This is a genomic window from Planctomycetota bacterium (assembly GCA_039182125.1).
Classification (GTDB): Bacteria; Planctomycetota; Phycisphaerae; order Tepidisphaerales; family Tepidisphaeraceae; genus JBCDCH01.
Genome location: JBCDCH010000021.1, coordinates 1 through 24,421, shown reverse-complemented (window position 1 = coordinate 24,421; position 24,421 = coordinate 1). Strand labels below are relative to the sequence as shown.

The window sequence follows — 24,421 nt, the reverse complement described above, 5'->3', positions numbered from 1 at the left end:
CACACCGTAGGGCGGAACTAGCCGGTGTACCGCATGTGCGACGGCCCCTTGGGTTTGGGCAAACCCAGGTGCGGGCCCTTGTCGGCCCAGTTAAGCCACTCGGGATGGCGGATGAGGAGGTAGCCCAGCGCGGCCCCGCCGAGGTGGGCCGCTTCGCCGCCAGCGTTGTTGCCGTTGGTGAACACCATGAACTCAGCATATCCCAGCAGGAGCAACGCCATGGTCTTGAGTTGCATTGGCAGGATGCCGTAGACCAGCTCGGTGGCGTTGGGCGCGATCACCGCCGCGGCCGCGAGGATGCCGAACACCCCCGCCGATGCCCCGATCAGCGGCGTGCTCGACGTCGTCGAGAGAATGCCGGCCAACGCGAACATGCCGTAGATCACCGGCCCCGCCACGCCGCAGAGCAAGTAGAACGCGAGGAACCGCCGTCGGCCGAGGTAGTTTTCGATGAGCGAGCCGAAGAAGTACAGCCCGATCATGTTGCCGAGCAAGTGCCACCCACCGGCATGAAGGAATTGGAAACTGATCCAGCGCCAAAGTTGGCCGCCGAAGACGGCGGTGTCGGCACTGAAGAACCCCCAACGCTCGATCGGTGCAACCCGGCCGATGGGGATCATCTTGCCTTGCTCGGCCAGCTCGATGGCCTCCAGCACCGGTACATAGACCTCGACGACATTCCCGTCGATGTTCACCTGGCCTCTGCCATAGGCAAAGTCCGTGTTCATCAGGAGAAGATCGATGATGAAGACGGCGACACAGATCGCGATCAACCAAGTCGTGACCGACCAGCCGGACATCTGGCCGATCCCCGCACCGCTCATACCCACGGCGTTGGTCGGCCTGCTACGCACATAGTCGCGGTCATTGATGCCCATTGATAACGATGTTAGCGCCGAGCGGCTCGGAGGTTGCAAGCCAGGCTACCGAACAGCCGTACCTGGGTTGGGGGTTCGTAACCATCGCATCTTGCCCATACACTCAAGGCGTGCCGCAAGCCGCCGAATCTGCCGGGCCCGCACGCGAGATCGACCGTCCCGTCGGTCAAGACGGCCGCGAGAAGTACGGCACCGAAGAACTCGCGACCGTCCTCTCCCACTACGACCTGGGCGTGATCCAACGCATGCGCGAGTTCAACCGCGGCTCTCGCAAGGCGCCCAAGCTCCAGATCGACACCGACACGGGTCGCTTTCTGCTTAAGCGTCGCGCCCGTGGCCGGGACGACCCGTTCAAGGTCGCGTTCTGCCACGCGCTGCAGCTGCACTTGGCCGACAAGCAGTTTCCGCTGCCTCACCTCATCGGCACGCGGCGGGACAACAACTCCATGCTGCAATGGGAGGGCGCGATTTACGAGATGTTCGAGTACATCCCCGGCAGCGGCTACCCACAGACCCTCGAAGCCACCTACGACTCGGGCCGAGTGCAGGCGGTGTACCACACGCTGCTCGACAGTTTTTCCGCCCAATGGGAGCCGCCGCGAGGCAGTTACCACGAAGCGCCGGCCGTCCGCAAAGGGCTCGGCACCATCGCCGAAGCCATGCGTGGCAAGAAGGATGTCCGCGCCAGCTGCAAGTTCCTCGCCGACAGCTACGCCGAGGCCGCGACGTTCGTCAACGACGCCGGTCTCGCCGGCTGGGCCGACCAGATCGTCCACGGCGACTGGCATCCGGGCAACATGCTCTTCCACGAGGATCACGTTGTCGCCGTCATCGACTACGACTCGGCCCGCAAGCTCCCCCGCATCATCGACACCGCCAACGGCGCGTTGCAGTTCTCCATCCTCGGCGGCGGCGACGACGTCTCGAAATGGCCGAGCCACATCGACCAGTCCCGCTTCAAACGCTTCCTCCGCGGCTACGACGCCGTCGCCCAACTCTCCACTGCCGAGCTGCGTGTCATTCCCGCCTTGATGATCGAGGCGCTCATCGCCGAGGCGGTCTTCCCGATCGCGGCGACGGGGCAGTTCGGCCGGCTCGAGGGTGGTGCGTTTCTGAACATGGTCGTCAGTAAAATCCAGTGGCTGCAGAAGTCGACCGACGACCTCGTGGCGATGGTCGCGGACTAAACTGACCCCGGAGGCCCGTGATGTATCGACATGCCTTTTCGCTGACGCTGCTGCTGATGTTGACGGTCATTTGCACGGCCGCCGCGGCACCGAACCGCCTGGAGCGGCTCGTCGCCGACCTCGGCTCCGCCGACCCGGAAGTCCGAACGACGGCACGCACCCAGCTCATGGACCTCAACGCCCGCCAACTGGCGGCATTGGCCGACGCCGCCGAGGCACTCCCGGAGCTCAACCTCAACCAACGCGACGCCCTGCGGACCATCGTCAATCACGTCTCGATCGCGAGCGAGGCCGGCAAAATGCGCGGCGAGGGCGGATTTCTCGGCGTGCAGTTCCCGACCGAGCCGGCTGCCGCCTTCGGTAATCTGGACGACGAGGCCGGCGACGGCGTGTTCATCCGCAAGGTCCACATCGGCTTCCCCGCGTTCCAGCACCTGCGGCCCGGCGACGTCATCGTCGGCTTCGGCCCAGACGGCCAACTACCGATCCGCTCGGGCTGGGATCTCATCGGCGTCCTCACCGCTCTCAACGGCGGCGACTTCGTCACGCTCCAAGTACGACGTGGGGTCGAGATCAAGGCCATCACGCTCCGGCTCGCCTCCAACTTCACCTGGAACTTCCAGCCGGGCGCGCAGGGCCAGGCCATCATCGACGTACAGAACCGCGGCATGCGGGTCGCCGACCAAATCTGGGAAGATCGCTTCGATCGGCTCTTCCCGCCCAAGCAGGTCGCCGACGCCCGGTAGCGCTATCGTTTCGCATGCCTGTCATCACCGGCCCCGCGTACGTCCTCGGCGACAACATCGACACCGACCAGATCATCCCGGCCCAGTTCCTCAGCTACAACCCGGCCGACGATGAGGAGCGCAAGTACTTCGGCATGTACGCCAACAGCGGCGTCCCCGAAGCCGAGGCCGGCCTGCCCGAGGGCAACATCCGCTTCGTCCCCGAAGGCGAGTTCAAAAGCCAGTACCCGATCATCATCGGCGGCAAGAACTTCGGCTGCGGCTCCTCCCGCGAACACGCCCCGCTCGCCCTGGCCGAGGCCGGCGTCAAATGCGTCATCGCCGAGTTCTACGCACGCATCTTCTTCCGCAACAGCGTCAACGGCGGCTACCTGCTCCCGCTCGAATGCCTCACCCGCCTGGTCGAGGAAATCAAAACCGGCGATCAACTCGAAGTCGACCTCGACGCCCTGACGCTCAAGAACCAAACCAGCGGCAAGAACTACTCCCTCGAACCCCTCGGCGACGTCCTCCCCATCGTCAACGCGGGCGGGGTTTTCGCCTACGCCCGTGAAACCGGCATGCTTGCAAAGTAAGGCGATCACCGCATGCACCAGGTCCACGTCATCGAGCATCCGGTCATTCAGACCAAGCTGACCGAACTGCGTGACTTCGCGACGGGCTACCGCGCGTTTCGGGTACTGCTCGAAGAGATCGCGATGCTGATGACGTACGAGGTGACGCGGGCGTTCCCGACGACGCCACGGCCGATCCAGACGCCGATGGAGAAGACGGTCGGCCAGGTACTCGCCCGGCCGGTGACGTTGGTGCCGATCCTTCGGGCCGGGCTCGGGATGGCCTCCGGCGTGCTGCGCATTCTGCCCGAAGCCCGCGTGGGTCACCTCGGCATGGAACGCAACGAATCAACGCTCGACCCCGAGGCGTACTACGACAAGCTCCCGCCGGACATCGCAGAGACGGAGGTGCTGCTGATCGACCCGATGCTCGCGACCGGCGGCAGCGCGATCTCGGCCGCGACTTTCCTGAAGAATGCCGGCGTGGGTTCGATGCGGTTCCTTTGCCTCGTCGCCGCCCCTGAGGGCATCGCCGCCCTCCACGAACAGCACGGCGACATCCCGATCTACACCGCCGCCGTCGATCGCGAACTCAACGCCAAAGGCTACATCATGCCGGGACTCGGCGATGCGGGCGACCGGGTCTTTGGCACCTGACCCCAAGCGCCATGTCTTACGCCACCTGCCCATTGCCCGGTGTGCCCGACGACGTTGCCGCGACGAGCGGTGACCCGACGCCGCTTACCGTCGAGATCGGCTGGGTGGTGGTCGGTCGGCCCGACGAGGTCGACCTGGCCGCTTTGCAACGTGCGAGCAAGGCCGTACTCGATCGGCTCGCGGGGCTGTTCGACGCGTTCGACTGGAAGACGCCGGTCCTGCGTCGACGCGGCGAAGCCTCCGAACACGTCGCCGGCGATACCGTCACGCTCCTGGACATCGGCGCGAGTGAACGCGATGCAAACCGATGGGACGCGGCACTCGTGGTCACGGACGAAGACCTGAAAACGATCGACAAGCCTTTCGCGATGGCCGCGCCGAGCCGGGCAATGACCGTCGCCGCCATCTCGACGGCCCGGATCGATCCGGAAGCCGCCGGCGAGACGGACACCAACGTCCGAATCGACGTCCTCGCCAAACGCCTCGAAGCGCTCGCGCTGCACCTGATCGGTCACCTGCTCGACGCCCCGCACAGTGATGACGACGGGGACTTCATGCACAACCTCACTTGTGCCGCCGACCTGGACCGGATGCGGAACTTCGGCCTCGACGCGATGCAGGTGCTCACCCACGAACTCAACGAAGTCGCCGACGCCCGCATCGAGGAACGCATGCACGGCCCGGCACACCGCACGCCGATCAAGTTCCACCTGCGTGTCCTGTTTCACAACACTGACGACATTTTCAAGGCCGTCGTCCGCATGGCCCCGTGGGAGTTTCCGCTACGTCTGAGCAAGCTCACGACCGCCGCGGCATCGACGCTGTTCATCCTGCTGATGACCGCCGAGGCGTGGGAGTTGGGGATGAGCCAACGGTGGTGGGTGGTGCTAATCCTGTCGGTGCTCACACTCGGTGGAACCAGCCATTACATCATCCTCAAGCAACGGCTCCTCGTCCAACGTGGAACACGCCTACTCAGCGAGCAGCGGGCGGTCGGCAATCTCGCGACCATTGTCTCGATCGTGATCGGCATGGCCACGACTTACGCGGTGCTCTTCGGCACGGTGCTGCTGGCAGCATGGGTGATCTACCCGCCCGCCGTCGTCGGTGGTTGGGCGGCAAGCATCGGGGAAGTTGGCCTGATGCACTATCTCACGCTGGCCGGCTTCATCGCATCGCTGGGGATCGTGATCGGCTCGCTCGGTGCCGGCTTCGAGAAACAGCAGTACTTCCGCCACGTCGCGCTGGTCGACGAGGAAACCTAGCGGTCTGGGGGAAACCTAGCGGCGCGGCGAAGCCGACCCTAGCATCGCCACCCAAGCCGACCCCGCACACTGGTCCACCGCCATGCGCCTCACTGAAATTCTCAAACCGCAAAGCATCGTCGCCCCTCTCCAGGCGACGGATAAAACCGCCGCCATCACCGAGTTGGTGAACTTGCTCGCGAGTAACGGTGAGATCACCGACAGTGAGAAGGTGCTCAGCGCGATCCTCGAGCGCGAATCCACCCGCACCACCGGCATCGGCAACGGACTCGCCATCCCTCACGGCAAGACCCACGGCGTCAAGCAGCTCGTCATCGCCATCGGTCGACCCGCCCAGGGTATCGACTTCGCCTCGATCGACGGCAAACCCGTCAACCTGATCTGGCTCTTGGCCAGCCCACCGGACAAGACCGGCCCGCACATCACCGCCCTCGGCAAGATCAGCCGGCTGATGATCATCGACACCTTCCGAACCAAGCTCCAGACCGCCGAAAACGCCTCGGCGATGTACGACCTGATCGTCAAGCAGGAAGAGTCGATGTAACGTCGCGGACATGCCCGGACGACCGTTTTGGCTTTGCGTGGTACTCGCGACGGTCGGCGCCACTCTCCTTCTCGTTTCGCCGACGAATCCGACGACCGGTCCGGTCGTTTGGGCATTCGCGCCAACCCACGCCGACACCTACCGCGATCTCGACGTTGCCGACGTCCGGCTCATGCAGATGCGGGCGATCGACCTGCGCCTACTCACCGCCGATGGACCGGAGTTGCTGCCGGACGTGGTCGAGATCGAGGTCAACCACGTCGACAAGCACATCACCGCCGGCCGACTGCTGCCCCTCAACATGCTGCTCGAACGCGACGGCCTGCTTGGTGAGTTTCCGCCCTCGACACTCTCGGCGTGGTCACGAGACGGCATCATCCATGGCGTTCCGCAGGACGTGCATCCGGTGACACTGACGTATCGCCGGGACCTGTTCGATGCGGCGGGCGTGGACCTGGAATCACCGCGGACATGGGACGAGTTGGCCGCTGCACTGCGGACTTACACCGCCGCGACCGACAAGCCGGCGCTGGAACTACCGACCGCCTCGGCGAGCCACCTCCGGCTCATGTTGCTCCAACGCGGCACCGACGTGACCGACGACAATGCGACCGTTGATGACACGATCGACTTCTATGCGTCACTCGTTCGCGACGGCGTGGCGACCGACGCATCTGCCGGGCCGGTCGGGTGGGTGCAGGACTTGGAACGCGGTGATCTCGGGGCGTTTCTCACGCCCGACTGGCGGATCGCCTATCTCGAAACCGACAAGCTGCGCGGCAAGCTCGCGATGCGGCCCCTGCCGATCTTCGAACCGGGCGACACGCGCACCAGCGTGTGGGGCGGCACCATGCTCGGCATCCCCGCCGACCATCCCGACCCCGACGCGGCTTGGGCGGTGTTGAAGCAGTTGCTACTGACCGACGCGGCGCTCGAAGCACGCTTTCGGCACACACGAATCGTGCCCGCCGACAAGGCAGGCCGCGCGCACCCGGCCCTCGCTCGGCCCAACGCATGGTTCGGCGAACAACGCATCGGGCTTCTGTATGCCGACCTTGCTGACGAAGTCCCGGGTCGCGCCGCCGGCCCCGACGTGGCGCGGGGTAGTGCCGCACTCACCGCGAAGCTCATCGACGCTCAAAGATAACCCGCGTTCGAGGCGACGGTGCAAACGACAACGCAGCCACGGGCTCGAAAGCGCGTGGCTGCGTTGGTTCGCAAATCGGCTGGGTGACGAACTACTTCAACGGCTCGAGGCCGCCATCGGTTTCGACGGGGACAACCTCTTCGGCGGCCATGCGGGGCTGGCCAGCGGGTGTCCCGGTCGGGGCCTTGGTCGGGAGGATGAGCACCTCGACGCGGCGGTTGGCGGCCTTGCCGGCGGTGGTGCCGTTGTCGGCGACCGGACGCTGGTCGGCGTAGCCGGCCACGGCGAAGCGCTCCTTGGCCACGCCGTTACGCCGCAACGCTTCGGCGACGCTGATCGCGCGGTGGCTGGAGAGGTACCAGTTGTCCGGGTGCTTCTGCCGGGTCGCGGGGTTGGACACCGGGACATTGTCGGTGTGACCAGCGATGAGCAACTCGTACTCGGCGATTGTGTCGTTCTGCAGGATCGACGCGAACTGGCTAATCGCTTCGCCGGCCGACGGGTTGAGCACCGCGCTTCCCGAGCCGAAAGTCAGATCCGAACTGAAGCGGATCGTGCCGGTCCGTTCGTCGAACTCAACGAGGCCGGGATTGGCGTCGGCGAAACGGTTCAGGTCGTTGATGACCGGTGCGGGCAATGCCGGGGCACCTTCCTGAAGGGCGGCCTCGTAAGCCGCGAGCAGGTCGGTGTTCTCGGTACGCAGCTGATCGATCTGGCGATCCTTACCGGCGATGAGCGCGGCGACCGACTCGTTGCCGCCGGAGAGTTGGCCGACCTGGCTGCGGAGCAAATCGGCTTCACGCCGGGCAGCGAGCTGGTCGGACTGGGCTTCGTTGATCTGGGCTTCGAGGGCTTCTTTCTCGATGCGCAGGGCGTTGTACTTTTCCTGGGGGACGCAGCCGACGAGGCCGAGCGAGAGCGCCGAGAGTCCGGCGGCGATGAGCAAATTCTTCTTGGTCATGGTGTGGGATCCGTTCCGGGCTGTAGGTGCGTCGAGCGTCCCTGCTCGGCGGTGAGGGGCAGTTGGACTTAGGACGACGACTTGCCGATGACAAAGCCGATCGCGGCGAGGATAACCGAGAGCACCAAGCCGCCGACCAGCACGTAGATCAGCGCGTTGTCGCCGGCTTCTCCAGGCGTAGTGATCGGTGCGAGAACGCCGGGCACGGCGCGGAGTGCGAGACCGGCCACAGCAAGCAGGCCGATGAACGAGGCGATGATCCCGCCGAGTGCGAGACCGGCAAAGGCTGCGGACGACGGGTCGTACGCCGCAGCGGCCGCGGCCATCGGCACCTGGCCGGGGACGGGCGTGGCCATGGTCTGTCCGGGGACGGCCTGGCCGAGGGCGGTGCCGCCCATGTTCGAGCCGGACCCGCCGAAGCTGCCGCCCATGGACCCGCCAACGCTGCCGCCGAGGCCCGTGCCGCCGGGACCGATGTCGTCGAGGACGTCGGCGCCGAGCGAGGTGTCGTCCTGCTCGCGGGTGAGGTCGAGCAGGCCGGACCCGGAGCCGGTGGCTTCGAGGTTGATCTGATCAGAGACGGAAGCGGAGATGGCGGTCTGGGCGGCGGGGTCGCCGGCGCCGGTGTCTTCGAGAACGGTGATGCCCGAGCCGGAGCCGGTGTCGGAGGGACTGGGGACGCCGCCGAGGCTGCCGGAGAGGCCGAGGTCGGCCGCCGTGTCGTCGGGGCTGAGCCCGAGGCCACCACCGGTGTCGCCCGTGTCGGCCAGACCGATGGCCGAACCGGACGCGCCCGCCGAGTCGGCCAAACCGATCGAGTCACCCATCGAATCGCCGGCAAGGTCGACCGCATCGCCGCCGGTCTCGCCGCGAAGGCTGTCGACCTGATCGGACTTGTACATGATGCGCGAACCATCACGGAACTCGCGGAGCTTGCCCTCGCGGGTGAGCTGCTTGAGTCCCTCTTCATCGAGGCCCAGGGCTTCCTGAGCTTCTTCCGACGTGTAGAACATCTTGGCCATCTGTACGTTTCCTGGGGTGGGGTATTGCCGGGGCGCATTCATTCGCCGCGGGCGGGATCATTCGTTGGGTGATTCACCGGGTGAATCGGGGGTGCCGTCGTTGTTGGCGTTGGGGTCTTCGGCCGTGCTGCGGGCGGCGTTCTCACCGCTCTCTCTGACACGGGCATCGTCCGCCTCACGGCTGAGCAGTTCGGCGATGTCGTCGGGGTGCGGGTCGGTGTTGTACCGCCGCAGGTCGCGGTCGAAACTGATGTCCCGCGCCGCCGTCAAACGGAGCGTCTTCTCGCCACGCACGAACGTGTAAACCATCAGCGTCTGGCGGTCGACGTCCATGGCATACACGCCGTAGAGGTTGCTGTCGATCTGGCCAGGCATGAAGAACAAACCGCCGCCGCCGGCGATCGGGGGCATTGCCTGTTGGGCGAACGCCTCGTTGCCGCCGGGGATCGACCGGCCGAGCAGTGCCACGAGAATCCCGCACAGCAGAACAGCGTTGACCCACAAAGCGATGGTCGTCGGATTGGAACGGGGGCCGCGAGGCATGGTCGGGCTATGGTATCGCCGCGCCGCCGAGCCGCAAAGCCGACCGCCCTTGGGTGACGATTCATCTCTCGCAGGCGACATTCGAGCATCCATGGGAACGCCGCACTTTCAGACCGAAACGCTCGAACACGGCCCGAACTTCGTGCTCGGCCGGACCACGGGCTTCACCCGAAAGCGCCTCACCGTGACCGGCGTCGACGTTCCCGAGCCGCTCCGGATATTGCACATCACCGACATCCACGCCCTACCCCGTTGGCAGCCGGCTTACGACAAGCTGCTTGCACGGATCGCCGATAACACGCCGGACCTGATTCTGATGACCGGCGATTACGTCGACGACCGTTTCGACCATCGCGAAGCGGTGCCGATCTTGCGAAAACTCCTGGCCGGCTTCACCGCCAAGCACGGCGTCTTCGCGATCGTCGGGAATCACGACACGGACTTGCTCATCCCCAAGCTCGGCGACATGGGCGTAACGGTGCTTTGCAACCAGTTGGCCTTTGCGGGCGGGCTGGAGATCGTCGGGCTTGCGGGCGTCCGGCGCGGGGAGGTCAGCCGGGCGTGGCTTGGAACGCTGCCGGAGCCGGAGCGGCCGCGCGTGCTGCTCACGCATTATCCCGACGCGCTGCGGACGCACGGGCCCTTGGGCGCGTCACTCGTCCTCGCAGGCCACACGCACGGCGGGCAGGTCTGCCTCCCCGGCGGCAAGCCGCTCATCACTCACGACACACTCGGCCCCGGCTTTCACCGTGGCGCGCACCGTTACGAAAACGCCGTCCTGCTCGTCGGTACCGGGCTCGGTTGCAGCACCCACCACGTCCGCACGTGGTGCCCGCCGGAGGTGTGGGAAGTGGTGTTGACACCAAGCCAATCCGACGAGTCACCCTGACTGCGGCCGAAGATTCCTACTTGGCTGCAACGTTGGTCTTTTCCAACTCTTCCCGTGCAATCTCGACCTCTTCCGGATCGTGCAGGCGGTCCACGACGGCTTCGAGGTGACGCTTCGCGTCTTCGGGTCGGCCGAGGTAGCGGTTGTAGATGAGACCGAGCATAAACCGCGTCTGGTCCGCCTGATCGTGACGCGGATAGACACGCAAGTAACGTTCGTACCCGGCGGCCGCATCGGCGTAGGCGCCTTGCCGGTAGTAAGTGCCGGCGACGAGCAGTTGGTTGTGGGCGCTGAGCACCTGCTGCTCGTCGATGGCAACGAGTTGGCGGTACTTCTCGGCGGCGCTTTCCTCGTCGCCCGTGCCGAGCGTCTCGGAAATCTCCGCACGCAAGTCCTGAATTTGATCGAGCTTCGGATCAGACTTGGCCGGTGACTTCTTCTCGTCGGCGAATCGCGCGGTGGCGTCGAACGGATCGAAGCCACGGGCGGTCATGTCGCGGAACTGGCGGCGACGGTTCCATCGGTTGATCAACGCCAGCGCGTCGAAGTCGTCGCGCGGCAGGAGCTTGAGCCAGAGCAATCCGAGCGACACCACCACGCCGAACAATGCCCCGCCCAAGTGAGCCAGATGGGCCGTGTTGCCGCCGCCGAAGATGCCGATGCCCAGCAACCCGAGCACGTCGAGCACGAGGTAGATGCCCACGAGCCAGAGGCCCGGGATGACCAGCGTTCCGATGAGAAAGAAAAAGTACAGCACCGTCACCCGGGCCCGCGGGAAGAGCACGATGTACGCACCGATCACGGTCCACATCGCGCCGCTCGCACCGATGACGGGGTTGAGACTGCCCAGCGCGTGAGCCAGTCCGGCAAAGGCCGCCCCGCCAAGGTACAGCCCGAGATAACCCCAGTGCCCAAGCTTTTCGTTGACGGCGTTGCCGAAGATGTAGAGAAAGACCATGTTGAACACCAGGTGCAACAGGTCGGCCTGCGAATGCATGAACGCGTAGGTGATGAAGTTCCACCAGTGCGGATCAAGGGGCTGGAGCGCGCCGAACGCCGTGAGATCGAAACCCGGCCGCGTGATCCCACCGTCCAAGCTGAACCGCGGGCTGAAAATCAACTGCGCCGCGAACAACACCATGTTCACCAAGATCAACGCGCCGTTCATGTACGGCGTGTGACGCAGCGGGACATCGGTTCGTAACGGCAGAAACATGGCGGCAAGGCGAAAGGAGTCGGAACGCGGGGTGTGGACAGTATGCCGCCAGACCTACCGACCTACCGCGTCCCGATGTCCGCCTCGACGGTTATGGCACGGTCGGCGGCTCGGCGGCGTTGAGCTTGACCATCTCGAGCCGGCGTCCGTGATCGGTCCACTCGGCCTCGGTCATGTACGCCTCGATCAGCAGGATCCCCCGACCGCTGCACTTCTCGATGTTCTCCTCGAGGGTCGGGTCGGGCACCTTGTCACGGATGAAGCCCGCACCCTCGTCGTGGATCATGATACGGGCGGCGGTTTCGTCGACCGTCGCCTCGATCTTGACCCGCTTGTCGGGGTCGAGCCGATTGCCATGCTTGATGGCGTTGATCAATGCTTCCTCAAGGGCGAGCTTGATCGCGAAAACCGCATCGGCGCTAAAGTCGTACCGCTCGACCTCATCGAGGATGCGCTTCTGGACGCGCTTGCCCTCATCGAAATCCGAGACGATGTGAAACCGCAAGGTTCCATCGTCAGGGCCTTGCGGGCTGGTCGCGGTCGAGTTGGCTGACATGCCTGCCACGATTCGAGTGTTACCCCACAAAAAGCGTTCCAGAACCAGTCAAACGGGATCAAACACACCGGCCCGACGAATCATGGCATCGGGCCGATTCGGCTCAGTTGTAGCTGGCCATCGCGTCGCTGCGGGTCGGGTAGATCTTGAAAATCTGATCGAGCTTGGTGATCGCGAAGACTTCAAAGATCTGCGGCTTGATCCCGCAAAGCCGGAGCTGGCCGTTGCGATTGCGAACCTCGTTGTTCGCCTGGATCAGCTTGCCAAGTGCGGCACTGGAGAGGTGATCAACGTTGGAAAAATCCAACATCAGCTTCGGGCGTTCCTTCTCGCCGATGAGCTGAAAGAGCTTGGCACCGATCTCCTCGATGTTGGCTTCGTCCAGAATTTTGCTGTCGGTGAATTCGATGATGCGAACATCTTTTTCATCGACCACCGCAACGGGCGTGGAGCTGTCGGGCATTGCAATCTCTGGGCGAAGGTGGGAGGTCGGACCTCGCCCGATTGGCCGGGCGATAGGTATGGGATCGGCCGAATCAGGGCCGATGGTGTAGCGGCAAATCAGCATTTGCCCGCACCGTGTGACGTTAAGTTTGCCCAATGGGGGTGTCAAGGACGCCCCAGACGCCACCAACCGGCCAGCCCCGACAACCACAACACCGCCGCCACCGCGAAACACGACCGCCGATAACTCACGCCCGCCCACGTTTCCGTCGGCAAGACCAACGGCCCCGGCGCCCCGCGTGGCTCCGCCACTGCCGCGTTGTACGCCGTGGGAACACCATCAACCTCGTAGATGCCCGGCGAGGGTGCGTAGCTCGGATCGGCTGTGGTAACGAGTTCACCCGGGGGAAAAACAGTGATCGGCTCCGACGTCCACACCGGCGCACCGCCCACATGGGTTACCGCATTGGCCAGGAGCACCACCCAGTCCGGCCGCGCCGAAACGCTGGCGGGGTCGAGGCCGATCCACACCCGGCCTGCACTTTCACCGACCACCGGCACGCCGCCCAAGCTCACGACGGCCCGAAAGCCTTCGGGCATCGGAGCGGCTGTCGCCTGGTCCAACCAGCGTGCCCAGCGGACGTCGTTCGTGATCGGGCCGGGCACAACGCTCAACGCACCCGCGACCGGCACGAACGGCCCACGAGCGAACACCACCGCCGGCCCCGATGCCGCTTCGTCCGTCGTCAGCAACACACGCACGCCATCGCCACCCCGCTCCGTCGACCACACCGCCGCGAACCGACCCACCGCCGGATCGACCGAACCATCGACAACCACGCGTGGCTCGGCCGACGCACGAACGAGAAAGAAACGATCGTCCGCCGTGATCGCGTCAGCCGGCGCGAGTTCGACAACCAGCCGGTCAGTCGTCGGTGCCACATCGAGCACCACCTCGGCCGAGCCATCAACGCGAACGTCGGCATGAACTTGCCCGATACGTACGGCCCGTTGTCCTTGCCCACGCAACCGCACAAGCACACCAGTTTCGTCGACGCCGACATGATCAATGCCGACGTTCTCGATTGCAGCCAGTCGCGCCCGCAGGGCGTCGATGGGCTGATCGGTGACGAACAACGCGTCGGGATGTTCACGCCGCGCTTGGCCGAGGTCCGTGCGCCACGGCACCGAACGCACCGCGTTGGCGGGCACGTTGACCCCCAGGTAATCGCCGACCGGCAAGTCGGCCGCACGAGTCGGCGGCATCGTCAGCCCACGATCGAACACGACAGTGATCGACGTTCGATTCGTCCGCGGCTCGGCAAGCCCCACGATCCCCGCCAGCAACGCCAGCAGCATGAGCATCATGTACCAAGGCGGCAAGCGACGCGATCGCGCCGTCGATGCCGAGCGTGTCGCCGGCCACAGCGGCAAGTGCGGCACCACCGCCGACGCCCCTCGCCCTCGCATCAACCACCACGCCACCGCCAACCACGGCAGCAACAGTAATAACGCAATCGGCGCGGCGAGCGACACGTGTGCATTACACCACGCGGATCACTGCACCACGATGACTTTTTGCAGCAGGACGTAGTTGCGGCCGCGATACTCGGTCAGTTCGCCGGTAATCCGGAAGCGGAGCGACTCGCCCTCGGCGGCGTCGAGCGCGTCTTCGAGCGCCATCAACTTCAGATTCGGCATGAGCATCACCGGGGGGTCCTGCAGCGCGTCGCCGTCGGATTCGAAGATGAACATCGGCAACGAACCGTCCCGGCTACGTTCGACCCGGCCGACCCGGTCGACCAAAAACGTCCCCTCACGCATGACCCGTAAGGTCGGCGCGGTGGGATCAACCGCCGCGCTACCCGACGACACATCAAAGCTCGGCGCAATCGGATCGGCTCGCAGTGCGGTGCCGGCGCTCGACGGATCGTTCATCGGATCCTCGGCGAACATGTCGTCGAGCACGTCGCTCGCCTCCTCCGACACCTCGTCCGCCGGCGTCGTGGCGGGTGCCGTCGCGGAAGTCTCCTCGGCGACCTCGGCGGCTCCGGGCCGCGTGGTCTGGGCGGCGACGAGCACCGACAAACCCGTCACGGCAATAACAGTGGCAGCGATCTGGCGAGCAACGGTCATCATCAGAATGTATCGGACACGCCCCCGCCATGCTCGTTAGCCAACCGCTCGTGACCGATAACGCATACAGCGCAAAGAATCTGATAACGCTAGTTCGACGCCGACATCACCCGTTGCTGCACCTTCTGCAGCGACGTCCCAGCGAGGCGGAAGGTCTTGCTGCCCTTGGCGTGGCCGCGTAGGAGCGTGATCTGATAGCTTTCGAGTTGCAGAACGTGGCAAAGGGCGTGAACGACGTGGCGGTTGGCGATGCCGTCTTCGGCGCTACAAGGGACGCGAACGGTGATGGTGTCACCCACCATGCCGGCCACCGCGAGGCCCGGCGCGTTGGACTGAAGCTCGACGTTGATCTCGATCTCGCCGGTGTCCTCGGCGGCCATCGGTTCGGGCTCGGGCGGCGGGCCGTCCATCTCCGCGAGCATGTCGACGTCAACATCGGCACCGGGCATGTCGACGCCCATCCCCGTTCCACCAACCGACGTACCGCCGGCCGTGTCGGCGTTGGATGTGCCGAACGAAGCCTCCGCCGATCCGCTCGACCAGCCGTCGTCGGCAGGGATGTCGAGGATCGGCGCGTCGAAGTCGTCGAGCGTCGCCACGCTCATCGGCGCGTCGTACGCCTCGAGCGCGGCGGTCTTCTTCGGATATAGGAAGATGCGCCAGAAGATCCGGTGAAACACGACCACGCTGTCGCGCGGGTTGCGGACGAGCTTGCGCAATGCGAATCCGTAGATCGCCATCGCCACCAGCCATGCCAGTTCGATGATGAACAGATACTCCAGCAACCCGAGGGAATCGGGCAGCAGGAAAAAGAACGGATGAAACTCTTCGACGGCAAGCACCGGATACACCCCTGAACACTCACCCGCCGGGCGTTTGCGCGGCGACACGGTTGGCCTCACGCAATGCGGACATCATCGCGTTGATGATCCGGATCCCCAGCCAAATCACGACCACCCCGAGAACCAGGTAGTAAATCACGTTGACGATGACCCAGCCGTAGAGCCAGGTCGTCAACGGGCCCTGATCCCCCTCGGGTAGTGCTTGGACGCGCTGGATACCTTCGTTGAGAATTTCGAGCATGGCTTAATCCGATCCCAACATCGGCGAAAACCCGCTGGGTTGCAAGTATTTACTCGCAAGCGGCGGCAATCACTCGTCCTGCATGTCCGCGGGGTTGTAACGCGGGGTGCTGGCCCAATGCAGCTTTTCGGCCAACGCCCGCCAACGCCGCGCGGCCGGATTCTCCACGAGAAGCAAGTCCTGCGGTGCCTTACGGAGCACGACGCGATCGCCGGCGTGCATCCGGCAACAATCCTGCCCGTCCACCACGAGCGTGGTTCCGTCGTTCACGCTCCGCGCATGAACCGCGATCTTGCAGGTGCTGGCGATGACCACCGGCCTGAAGCTGAGCGAGTGCGGGCAGATCGGCGTGATGCAGAACCCCTGCACCGGCGGATTGAGAATCGGTCCACCGGCCGAAACGTTGTACGCCGTCGAGCCGCTGGGCGTCGACACGATCACGCCATCGCCGAAGTACCGCACGCCGCTGTCGCCGTCGACGCTCAGCTCCATGTCGATCATGTGAAACGGCTGCCCGGCGGTGAGCACCGCGTCGTTGAGCCCGAGCGTGTGGAAACGTCGGTTGCGAGCGACCGACTCGTCGTTGAGCCAATCGCACCCGCTGGTGTGAGGCACGACGCTCACGTCCAACATCTGCCTGGGATTGATCGGCAGCTCGCCGCGTAGGAACTGCTCGAACGACGGGTGCAGTTCTTCGGGCGTGAAATTGGCCAGGAACCCCAGCCGGCCGTAGTTCACGCCCATCACCGGCACCTGTCGCCCACCGAGCCGCCGAGCAACGCTCAACAGCGTCCCGTCACCGCCGAGAACGAGCACCGCGTCCATGTCGATGGTTTCCAAGTCGCACTCGACGTTGTCGTCTTCGATATCGACGGGGATGACGCCTTCGTGAGAAGGGATGTAGTCGCCGGCCGCATCTTCGTGGTCACCGTCATAGCCGTCGTCGACGCCGACGAGTTCGACCCGCTCGGCCAGCCAGGGAAGCAAGGCTTCCACCGCGGGCTTCACGCGAGGCTTGTTCAGGGTGGCGACGATGAGAAGACGCATGGGGAGGAAACAACTTGGCGAAGTGGCGAGACACGGGTCAGGGCGATCGGCGGTAAGAGGCTAGCAGAAGCGCGGCCGATCTTCTCCTGCCTCACCGGCACACGGCCAATCCAACTCCTGAAACGACCGCCGCCGAAGGAGGCCGGGTTCCCGAGAGCACAACCATGGACTGGTTTAGGGCTGCTTCCTTTCGGACCTGACCCGGTTCACCGCCGCGGCTTGCCTCGGCCCGGCCGCCTCCGGCGGCGACGCGACCAAGCAATGTCGAAACGGATGGTAGGCGCCGTTCGGCTACCTCGTGGGCTGCGTGGTCGGCCTCGTCGCCGACGGCCTCGTGGTCGGGCGCGTCGCAGGTCGGGTTGACGGCCGGGTCGTCGGCTCGATCCCGGGCGGCACCAACAAACTGCCGTCGATCGGACTTGCCAGCAGACGCGGATACGGATTGGCCGTCGCGGTGACCGGCTTGACCTCGACGTCACGAATCACCGGCCGCTCGCCCGCGCGCATCCCCAACGCGCCCAGCACGTCCATCCCGTCGACCACCCGCGCGAACACCGTGTAGCGCCGCCGAAGGCCCTCGATCTGCTGCTCGTCGGGATCGAGCAGCATGAAAAACTGGCTGCCCGCCGAGTCGGCCGCCGCGCGGCGCGGCAGCGCGCCCTGGCGCTCGAGCGGGTCGACCACGCGCGACATCGCCACCGTGCCCGGGAGCAACGGGACATCATTGAACTCCGCCGCAAGCCGATACCCCGGCCCACCAGTCCCATCGCCCAGCGGATCGCCGCCCTGAATCAAGTACCCCGGCAACACGCGATGAAAGTCCAGCCCGTCGTAAAAGCCGCCGCGAGACAAGTCGAGAAAGTTCGTCACCGTCCGGGGCGCGGCGTTGTAGTAAAAAGCCAGCCGCAGCTGCCCGCTGTCGGTTTGCATCTCCGCGAACTCCAGCGGAACGACCTTCGTCACCACGGGCCCGTCCGTCGCGCCCGGCCGATCGTCACCGCGAACATTCACGACCAACGGCGTCCCGAGAAAGTCCCGCATCGATTCCGCCGCCGGCGGAACCGCGTAAACAACGTATGTGTTCACCAGACGCAACGGAAACACATCGGACAAGTTCACCTCGTCCCCCGGACCGAGTTCGAGCGTCTCCGGCGGGTCGATGATGCGGCCGATGAAGTCGGTCAGCCGAACTTCAACCACCTCGGCGGCGGTGTTCTTGACGATGATCGGCTGTCCCGGGGCGTACCACGTTTTGGTCGGTTCGAGCGACGCGTGAGAAGTTGCACAAACAAAACACAGCAGCCCGCCGACAACTCCCCAGATCAAACGTCGCCCGATTCGCATGAAACATCGTAGTGCCAACCACGTCGGCATCGGTTAAACTTCCCAAGGAGGCTTCCATGTCCGCGATCGACAGCCCCACCTCGACCAGCACCCACGACGTTCTGCCGTCCAAGCGGTTCACCGTGGACGACATGATGGAGATGGTGCGCATCGGGCTGATTCCCGAGGATGCGACACACGAACTGCTCGACGGCGTCATCGTCCGCAAACTCCGCAACGCACGAGGGGAAGACCCGATGTCGATTGGCTTTTGGCACCGCCTGCTTGTCGAGTTCTTCAGCGACCTCAAGCCGATGTTCGCTGAACAAGGCTGTTTCCTGAACACGCAACAACCGCTGGGGTGTCTCGAAGACCATCAACCTTAGCCCGATGCCTGCATCATCTGCGGTTCGCTCCGCGACTACGTTCCCAATCACCCCACGGTCGCCGATGCGTTGTGCGTGATCGAGGTCGCCGACGATTCGCTCCGGCGGGACCGCACCGTCAAGCTCCGCGGGTACGCCAGGGCGTCAGCACCGATGTACGTCATCGTCAACATCCCCGACCGCTGCGTCGAGGTTTACACCAAGCCCATGCCTGACAAAGCGCGGTACGACACCGTGCACACTCTCCGCGCCGGCGACACGCTCCGTTTACCGACCGCGACGGATGCGACCGTGGACGTCGGCGTCGACGAACTCTTCGCCAAGCCGAAGGATTGACGCGATTGCGTGTCTTTAGTAGCTTGAGGCATGGTCGTCGCGGCTCTGCTTACGTTGGTTCTGATCGCTCCCGTGCCGCTGCATCCGGCCGACGAGCCAACGATGCAGTACATCTTGCACGTACCGCCGGGTGACGCGCCCGATGATGGTTGGGGTGTGGTGTTCGTGCTGCCCGGCGGCGATGGGTCGGCGGACTTCGCGCCCTTCGTAAAGAACATCGCGGCCAACGCGGTGCCGAACGATTGCCTCACCGTGCAGCTCATCGCGACGCCGCTCAATCCCGGTGACAACACCGTCTGGCCGACCGAGTTCCTCCTGCCGCGCGAGCCCGAGCGACAAGCTTTCACGGTCGAACAACATATCGCCGAGGCCCGCGCTGCGATCGCCGCCGAGCATGCACTCGATGACGCCCGTGAGTTCGTCTTCGGCTGGTCCAGCGGCGGGCCGGCGTGCTATGCGCTTCTGCTCGACGAAGACCTGGGCATCGACGGAGCACTCATCGCGATGAGTGTGTTCTACCCCGGCTGGCATCAACCGATCGACCGCGTCGACGGCAAGGCGTTGTACCTGTTGCACTCACCGCAGGATCAGGTCTGTCGGATCAACCTCGCCCGCAACGCCGAGCGAATGCTTGGCGATGCCGGTGCGACTGTGGAGTTCCAAACCTACAACGGCGGCCACGGCTGGCACGGCGACATATTCGGCAACATCGCCGCCGGCCTGAGTTGGCTCGACGAGCAGGCGGATTAACCGTTCTCGGCGAGCTTCACCAGCGTTCGCACGCCGAAGCCGGTCGGGCCTTTCGGGTACAGCGGCAGATCGCGCGGCGTTTCGGCCGGGCCGGCGATGTCGAGGTGGACCCATGGCGTACCGTCGGGCACGAAGTGCTGCAGGAACTGCGCGGCCGTGCAAGCGCTGCCCCATCGCCCCGGCGAGTTCACCACGTCCGCACTGACCGATCCACGCAACTGCTCGGCGAAATCTTCGCCCAATGGCATCCGCCAGACCGGCTCGTCGGTCGCGTCGGCTGCGGATTGCACGTCGGCGGCGAAGTCGTCATCGTTGCTCCACGACCCGGCCCGCTGCTCGCCGAGTGCGACCACGCAGCCGCCGGTGAGCGTCGCTAGATCGACACAGCCCGACGGCTTGTACGTCTTGCAGCCCCAAGCGATCGCATCGCCAAGAACCAGTCGGCCCTCAGCGTCGGTGTTGGTCACTTCGACCGTGATCCCGTTGTACATCGTGATGATGTCGCCGGGGCGGTAGGCGTTGTCGCCGGGCATGTTCTCGGCAGCACTGAGGATGCCCACGACGTTCCGTTTCACACCGAGCGCCGCGACGGCGTGCATCAGCCCGAGCACGGCCATGCCGCCGCACTTGTCGTAGATCATCGCGCCCATGTTCGCCGCGGGCTTGATGCTGATGCCGCCGGTGTCGAACGTGATGCTCTTGCCCACGACCAGCAGCGGCTTCTCGTTCTTCTTGCCGCCCTTGTGCTCGAGCACGATCATGCGCGGCTTGCGGGCCGAGCCTTGACCGACGGCGAGGATGCCACCCATCTTCATCTCCGCCAGCTTCTTCTCGTCCATCACCTTGCAGGTCAGGCCCTTGTGCTGGTTGGCGAGCTTGCGAGCGATCTTGGCGAGGCTGTCGGGGTAGAGGTCGTTGCCCGGCGTGGAGGCAACATTGCGAGCAAAGTTCTGCGCCAAGCCGATCGCCTCACCGCGTTTCACCGCAGCCTTGTGACGTGTCGCGATGGCGATTTTGAGCTTCTTCGCACCGTTGTCCGGCTTCGCCGCCGTACCGCGATAGTCGGTAAAGTTGAAGCAGCCGATCACGAAGCCAGCGACGGCCGCCTCGACCTGCGCCTCGTCCGTTTCTTCCAGCCGAAGTAGTACCGACGCGACCCCCTGCTTACGCAACCGACGCGCGGCCAACGCCGACCCGCTTCGGACGTGCTTGACCGAACCGTCGCCGAGCCCGACCACCGCCAGCGTCGCGTCGTCCGCGACCGTCAACGCCAGCTCGTTCGGCTTGCCGGCAAATAGCTTCGCGCCGCGCAACGCTTCGACCGCCGGCGACCCGCCCTGCTCATTGGCAAACTCCACGACCGCATCGGTCTTCGGAGCCTTGGAAACAACGGACACGTTCACGGCAGTGCTGGTGGAGACGGGCATTGGCGAAAGGGTATGCGATCCAATACCCAACGCCCACGGCTTCAACCGTAGGCGTTAAGAAGCACATCCACAGTCCACACCACAGCTGCCCTTGCTGTCGCACTCCGGCTTAACCGTCAGCGACTTGCTCACCGGCGCGAGGCACGCCGACGTCGAACACGCCTGATACCGCAGCCGAAGCTCCACCGGCTCGGTCGGCGGCGTGTTGAACGTGATCGTCACCGGCACCTCGCCGCAATACACCGACACCGGCTCGTCCGCATACTCGAACTGCTCGGTCACCGACGCCGGGAATCCCAGCGACGCCGCCTGATCGACGACGCCGATCACCAGCGAGTGCATGTCCCCAATCGGCGTCGCGTGCAGGTGATACCCGTCAGCCACATGCAACGTCAGCAACAGCTCGCAATCGTTCTTCCAACTGCCACGAAACTGTACGACCTCCTCAAGGCTCGGCGTCGCCCGATCATCGGCGGCGATGCGAACCGGTGCGAGATCAAGCGCCAACCCGAGCACCGTACACATGCCGCCAGGATGCTCGCGCAGGTTCTGAGCAAACTGCCGCACAACAGCCCGTGCGCGAGAAGCGTGCTCAAGTTGCTGTGCACAATCCCCGGCGACCGCCGAAGCCGCTGGCAGCGGGCTATCAACCGCAGACATCTGCCGGACGATCAAGGAGGCGTCGCCATCGTAAAACGCATCGCTAGCATTCCCGAAGCGGTTGACCATCGCATGGAACAACTCGGCCGCATCAATCTCGAACGTCCAATCGGTCGCCGAGAATGCGAGCATCGCGTTGACCAGATGGGCATAGTCTTCCAACGTTCCCGACGGGCCGTGAACGCCATCCCGAGAAGATCGCTTGAGTTCGTCTTTTCCGCTTGATTGCTCAGCGAGCACGTGATGGTTCCGCACCAAGAAGTGCACCGCCCGGTCGCTCGCTTCGTGGTAGGTCTTATCCTCAAGCAAGGATCCTGCTTTGAACAACGACTTGATCATCAACCCGTTCCACGCCGTGATGATCTTCGTGTCGAGCATCGGCTGCTTGCGCTTGTTTCGCGCTTCGAGCAACTTCGCGCGTTGCTCGGTGAATTTCTCCTCCGCTTCGCGGAAGTCGCCGGTGACGCGTAGGACGTTGTGCGTGTGCTCGGTGGCGGGGCCGTGCGGGTCATGGAAGTTGGGGCCGTCGAGCAGGCCGTAGGTCCGCAGGAAGTCTTCGTCGTCACCGATGACGGCGCGGACCTCGTCGGCGGTCCAGACGTACGGGTCACCCTCGACCGCATCGACCTCCGCATCGAACGCCGTGTAGAACGCACCTTCGGGTGACGTCATCTCGCGCAGCACGAACTCGGCGATGCCGCGGGCGACGCTGCGGTAGCCGTCGTCGTCGAACAGCTCGGCCGCGGTTGCGTACACGTCCAGCAACATGGCTTGGTCGTACAACATGATCTCGAAGTGCGGCACGAGCCACTTCGCGTCGGTGCTGTAGCGGTGGAAGCCGCCGCCGAGATGGTCGCGTATACCGCCAGCGGCCATCGCGTCGAGCGTCTGCTTGAGCTGCGCTCGCCTCGTCTCGTCGGGGTGCTCACGTTCGAACTGCAACGCCGTTTGCAGCAGCGTTTGCCGTGGGAACTTCGGTGCGTGCCCGAAGCCGCCGTGCATCGGCTCGAAGTCGCCGCGCATCTGCCGCTCAAGGTCGAGCAGCATCGGCAGATCCAAAGTGAACGACGTCTCCGGCCCCTTCGGCTCCGCCAACCGCTGCACGATGTCGGTGATCTGCTGCGCCTGCTGCTCCAACTCCGCCCGGCCGCTCTTGAAGTGATCGCTGAGCGCCGTGAGCACCGTCGGAAACCCCGGTCGACCCTGCATGTCCTGCGGAGGAAAATACGTCCCGCCGTAGAACGGCCGACCGTCGGGCAACATGAACACGCTCATCGGCCAGCCACCCCCGCCGGTCTGCACCTGCACTGCCGTCATGTAAAGCTGATCCACGTCCGGCCGTTCCTCGCGGTCGACCTTGATGCACACGAACCGCTCGTTCATCAACGCCGCGATCTCCGCATTCTCAAAGCACTGCCGCTCCATCACGTGGCACCAGTAACACGTCGAGTAGCCGACGCTCAGGAAGATCGGCACGTCTCGCCGCCGCGCCTCCGCGAACGCCTCGTCACACCACGGCCACCAGTCCACCGGGTTCTCCGCGTGCTGCAACAGGTACGGCGACGTCTCGTTCTTCAGGCGATTGGCCATGCGACACGGTAGCGCTTCACTCGGCCCGCCCCACCTCCGCGAGCACCGCGTGGTGGTCCGCGCCGGCAACATTGAAAGTCCCGAGCGGCCACACGCCGAGGTCCTCGCTCACCAGCACGTCGTCAATACGGAACTTCGGCCAGAAAATCCGACGCAGCCCGCGATTGAACGGCCACGTGCCCGCCGAACCTCGGCCGGTGACGCCGGACGCGCGGATTGCGTCGGCGTTCCACGTGTTGGGCGTGTGATTGAAGTCGCCGGCGACGACCGTCGGCAGCGTCTCACCCGCGATCATCTCGGCCAGCGCCTTGCTTTGGATGCGGTTCGCGTGAACACCGGCGGTGCTGCCGGGGGAACTGGGGTGGACGTTGTAGACGATCCAGTCCTGCTCATCGAAGTTAACCTGCAGGCGGACCCGGCGGACCTTCTGCTCGAGCCCCGATTCATCGGTCGGCTCGAGTCGGAACGGCACCTTGCTGTAAATCGCAAAGCCGTTCGGATCCCGCGCCGGGTGCGAGAGGCGGTACGGGTGCGACTCGCCGAACGCCGCGGCGAACGGCTCGATGTGCAGCGGGTTCCACTCCTGCAGAAGCAACAAATCGGCGTCGAGGTTTGCGAGGTCGGCTGCGGCCCGCTCGGCTCTCGGGTTGAGGAAATACACGTTCGCCGACACCACCCGCAGCGTCGGCCCGCTCGGCGTCGCCGCGCTCGGTCCGACCTGCACCAGCGCGCCCATCACGATCGCCACGACGCCCGCCGTCGCCGCAAGCCACCACCGCCGAAGCGCGAGCGCTACGACACCGCCAACGAGCACGCAGCAGGCAACATGAAACTGTGCCACGAGCAACCGAAACTGCCACGCCCGCCACGCCGACTCACCGGCGAGATCGTCCGGCGACACGTTCGCCAACGCGACGGCACCGACAACGGCAACGAGCACGCCCCACAGCACAACCGCGGCCCACGTTCGGAACTTCTTCACGTCCGCTGCATGCGAGATATCGAAGACAGTTGCAGAACCGCGTTGCGGAGCAACGCAGCTAAGCCTTTCGCAAGTCACCCATAGCTGCGTTG

Annotated in this window: 27 protein-coding genes and 1 other RNA gene; 11 read left to right on the top strand and 17 right to left on the bottom strand. The window is 64.8% G+C overall.

Annotation, left to right across the window (positions count from 1 at the left end; all coding sequences use genetic code 11):
• Positions 1-17 precede the first annotated feature (17 nt).
• Entirely contained in the window at positions 18-878 is an 861-nt protein-coding gene (locus AAGD32_07570; GenBank protein MEM8874104.1) for a rhomboid family intramembrane serine protease, read from the bottom strand.
• A 110-nt stretch (positions 879-988) separates the two neighbouring features.
• On the opposite strand from AAGD32_07570, the gene AAGD32_07565 reads away from it, so the two are divergent.
• The 7 genes from AAGD32_07565 to AAGD32_07535 all read left to right on the top strand — a co-directional run bounded on the left by AAGD32_07565 (position 989) and on the right by AAGD32_07535 (position 6,978).
• A complete protein-coding gene (locus AAGD32_07565; GenBank protein MEM8874103.1) occupies positions 989-2,065 on the top strand; it encodes a phosphotransferase in 1,077 nt (358 codons plus the stop codon).
• Between the two features lie 56 nt (positions 2,066-2,121).
• Positions 2,122-2,811 carry a PDZ domain-containing protein gene (locus tag AAGD32_07560; protein ID MEM8874102.1) on the top strand — a complete coding sequence of 230 codons (690 nt, stop codon included), beginning with the start codon at positions 2,122-2,124 and terminating at the stop codon, positions 2,809-2,811.
• A gap of 14 nt (positions 2,812-2,825) precedes the next feature.
• A complete protein-coding gene (locus AAGD32_07555; protein MEM8874101.1) occupies positions 2,826-3,386 on the top strand; it encodes a 3-isopropylmalate dehydratase in 561 nt (186 codons plus the stop codon).
• A 12-nt stretch (positions 3,387-3,398) separates the two neighbouring features.
• Complete coding sequence (gene upp, locus AAGD32_07550; GenBank protein ID MEM8874100.1) at positions 3,399-4,022, top strand: uracil phosphoribosyltransferase; 624 nt, start codon at positions 3,399-3,401, stop codon at positions 4,020-4,022.
• An 11-nt stretch (positions 4,023-4,033) separates the two neighbouring features.
• Positions 4,034-5,287, top strand: coding sequence for a hypothetical protein (locus AAGD32_07545; GenBank protein MEM8874099.1), 1,254 nt, complete (start codon positions 4,034-4,036; stop codon positions 5,285-5,287).
• Between the two features lie 82 nt (positions 5,288-5,369).
• Positions 5,370-5,831 carry a fructose PTS transporter subunit IIA gene (locus AAGD32_07540; protein MEM8874098.1) on the top strand — a complete coding sequence of 154 codons (462 nt, stop codon included), beginning with the start codon at positions 5,370-5,372 and terminating at the stop codon, positions 5,829-5,831.
• Positions 5,832-5,841: 10 nt separating this feature from the next.
• The gene (locus AAGD32_07535; protein ID MEM8874097.1) at positions 5,842-6,978 is read left to right on the top strand and encodes an extracellular solute-binding protein; all 1,137 of its coding nucleotides are present in this window, start codon (positions 5,842-5,844) and stop codon (positions 6,976-6,978) included.
• 91 nt (positions 6,979-7,069) lie between these two features.
• Here AAGD32_07535 and AAGD32_07530 read toward each other — a convergent pair whose 3' ends face one another.
• The 3 genes from AAGD32_07530 to AAGD32_07520 all read right to left on the bottom strand — a co-directional run bounded on the left by AAGD32_07530 (position 7,070) and on the right by AAGD32_07520 (position 9,504).
• On the bottom strand, positions 7,070-7,939 hold the full coding sequence (locus AAGD32_07530) for an OmpA family protein (GenBank protein MEM8874096.1): 870 nt from the start codon (positions 7,937-7,939) through the stop codon (positions 7,070-7,072).
• A 68-nt stretch (positions 7,940-8,007) separates the two neighbouring features.
• Positions 8,008-8,961 carry a helix-turn-helix domain-containing protein gene (locus tag AAGD32_07525; GenBank protein MEM8874095.1) on the bottom strand — a complete coding sequence of 318 codons (954 nt, stop codon included), beginning with the start codon at positions 8,959-8,961 and terminating at the stop codon, positions 8,008-8,010.
• Positions 8,962-9,018: 57 nt separating this feature from the next.
• A complete protein-coding gene (locus AAGD32_07520; GenBank protein ID MEM8874094.1) occupies positions 9,019-9,504 on the bottom strand; it encodes a hypothetical protein in 486 nt (161 codons plus the stop codon).
• A gap of 91 nt (positions 9,505-9,595) precedes the next feature.
• Between AAGD32_07520 and AAGD32_07515 the strand changes: the two genes are divergently transcribed.
• Complete coding sequence (locus AAGD32_07515) at positions 9,596-10,393, top strand: metallophosphoesterase (protein ID MEM8874093.1); 798 nt, start codon at positions 9,596-9,598, stop codon at positions 10,391-10,393.
• Positions 10,394-10,409: 16 nt separating this feature from the next.
• Here AAGD32_07515 and AAGD32_07510 read toward each other — a convergent pair whose 3' ends face one another.
• From AAGD32_07510 to AAGD32_07465, 10 genes are all read right to left on the bottom strand, one after another.
• Complete coding sequence (locus tag AAGD32_07510) at positions 10,410-11,609, bottom strand: rhomboid family intramembrane serine protease (protein ID MEM8874092.1); 1,200 nt, start codon at positions 11,607-11,609, stop codon at positions 10,410-10,412.
• Between the two features lie 91 nt (positions 11,610-11,700).
• Positions 11,701-12,165, bottom strand: coding sequence for an ATP-binding protein (locus AAGD32_07505; protein MEM8874091.1), 465 nt, complete (start codon positions 12,163-12,165; stop codon positions 11,701-11,703).
• A 103-nt stretch (positions 12,166-12,268) separates the two neighbouring features.
• A complete protein-coding gene (locus AAGD32_07500; protein ID MEM8874090.1) occupies positions 12,269-12,628 on the bottom strand; it encodes an STAS domain-containing protein in 360 nt (119 codons plus the stop codon).
• A 146-nt stretch (positions 12,629-12,774) separates the two neighbouring features.
• The gene (locus AAGD32_07495; GenBank protein ID MEM8874089.1) at positions 12,775-14,145 is read right to left on the bottom strand and encodes a BatA domain-containing protein; all 1,371 of its coding nucleotides are present in this window, start codon (positions 14,143-14,145) and stop codon (positions 12,775-12,777) included.
• A 21-nt stretch (positions 14,146-14,166) separates the two neighbouring features.
• Complete coding sequence (locus AAGD32_07490; GenBank protein MEM8874088.1) at positions 14,167-14,745, bottom strand: hypothetical protein; 579 nt, start codon at positions 14,743-14,745, stop codon at positions 14,167-14,169.
• Between the two features lie 89 nt (positions 14,746-14,834).
• Entirely contained in the window at positions 14,835-15,635 is an 801-nt protein-coding gene (locus AAGD32_07485) for a DUF167 family protein (protein ID MEM8874087.1), read from the bottom strand.
• Complete coding sequence (locus tag AAGD32_07480) at positions 15,607-15,828, bottom strand: hypothetical protein (GenBank protein MEM8874086.1); 222 nt, start codon at positions 15,826-15,828, stop codon at positions 15,607-15,609. Before AAGD32_07480 ends, AAGD32_07485 begins: the two co-directional genes overlap by 29 nt.
• A gap of 69 nt (positions 15,829-15,897) precedes the next feature.
• Positions 15,898-16,875 carry an NAD(+)/NADH kinase gene (locus AAGD32_07475; protein MEM8874085.1) on the bottom strand — a complete coding sequence of 326 codons (978 nt, stop codon included), beginning with the start codon at positions 16,873-16,875 and terminating at the stop codon, positions 15,898-15,900.
• Between the two features lie 136 nt (positions 16,876-17,011).
• Positions 17,012-17,111: signal recognition particle sRNA small type (gene ffs / locus AAGD32_07470), an RNA gene on the bottom strand.
• 55 nt (positions 17,112-17,166) lie between these two features.
• Positions 17,167-18,219 carry a peptidylprolyl isomerase gene (locus AAGD32_07465; protein ID MEM8874084.1) on the bottom strand — a complete coding sequence of 351 codons (1,053 nt, stop codon included), beginning with the start codon at positions 18,217-18,219 and terminating at the stop codon, positions 17,167-17,169.
• A gap of 56 nt (positions 18,220-18,275) precedes the next feature.
• Here AAGD32_07465 and AAGD32_07460 point away from each other — a divergent pair, with 56 nt between their 5' ends.
• Genes AAGD32_07460 through AAGD32_07450 form a run of 3 tightly spaced genes read left to right on the top strand, consistent with a single transcriptional unit; the run spans position 18,276 to position 19,670 of the window.
• Positions 18,276-18,584 carry a hypothetical protein gene (locus AAGD32_07460; GenBank protein ID MEM8874083.1) on the top strand — a complete coding sequence of 103 codons (309 nt, stop codon included), beginning with the start codon at positions 18,276-18,278 and terminating at the stop codon, positions 18,582-18,584.
• A gap of 12 nt (positions 18,585-18,596) precedes the next feature.
• Positions 18,597-18,920: a Uma2 family endonuclease gene (locus AAGD32_07455; protein MEM8874082.1), complete on the top strand. Its 324-nt coding sequence runs from the start codon at positions 18,597-18,599 to the stop codon at positions 18,918-18,920.
• 30 nt (positions 18,921-18,950) lie between these two features.
• On the top strand, positions 18,951-19,670 hold the full coding sequence (locus AAGD32_07450) for a hypothetical protein (GenBank protein MEM8874081.1): 720 nt from the start codon (positions 18,951-18,953) through the stop codon (positions 19,668-19,670).
• Here AAGD32_07450 and AAGD32_07445 read toward each other — a convergent pair.
• Genes AAGD32_07445 through AAGD32_07435 form a run of 3 tightly spaced genes read right to left on the bottom strand, consistent with a single transcriptional unit; the run spans position 19,667 to position 24,329 of the window.
• Positions 19,667-21,097 (bottom strand): leucyl aminopeptidase, encoded by a 1,431-nt coding sequence (locus AAGD32_07445; protein ID MEM8874080.1) that lies wholly within the window; start codon positions 21,095-21,097, stop codon positions 19,667-19,669. The genes AAGD32_07450 and AAGD32_07445 overlap by 4 nt on opposite strands.
• 54 nt (positions 21,098-21,151) lie before the next feature.
• Positions 21,152-23,347: a DUF255 domain-containing protein gene (locus AAGD32_07440; GenBank protein MEM8874079.1), complete on the bottom strand. Its 2,196-nt coding sequence runs from the start codon at positions 23,345-23,347 to the stop codon at positions 21,152-21,154.
• 16 nt (positions 23,348-23,363) lie between these two features.
• Entirely contained in the window at positions 23,364-24,329 is a 966-nt protein-coding gene (locus tag AAGD32_07435) for an endonuclease/exonuclease/phosphatase family protein (GenBank protein MEM8874078.1), read from the bottom strand.
• Positions 24,330-24,421 lie beyond the last annotated feature (92 nt).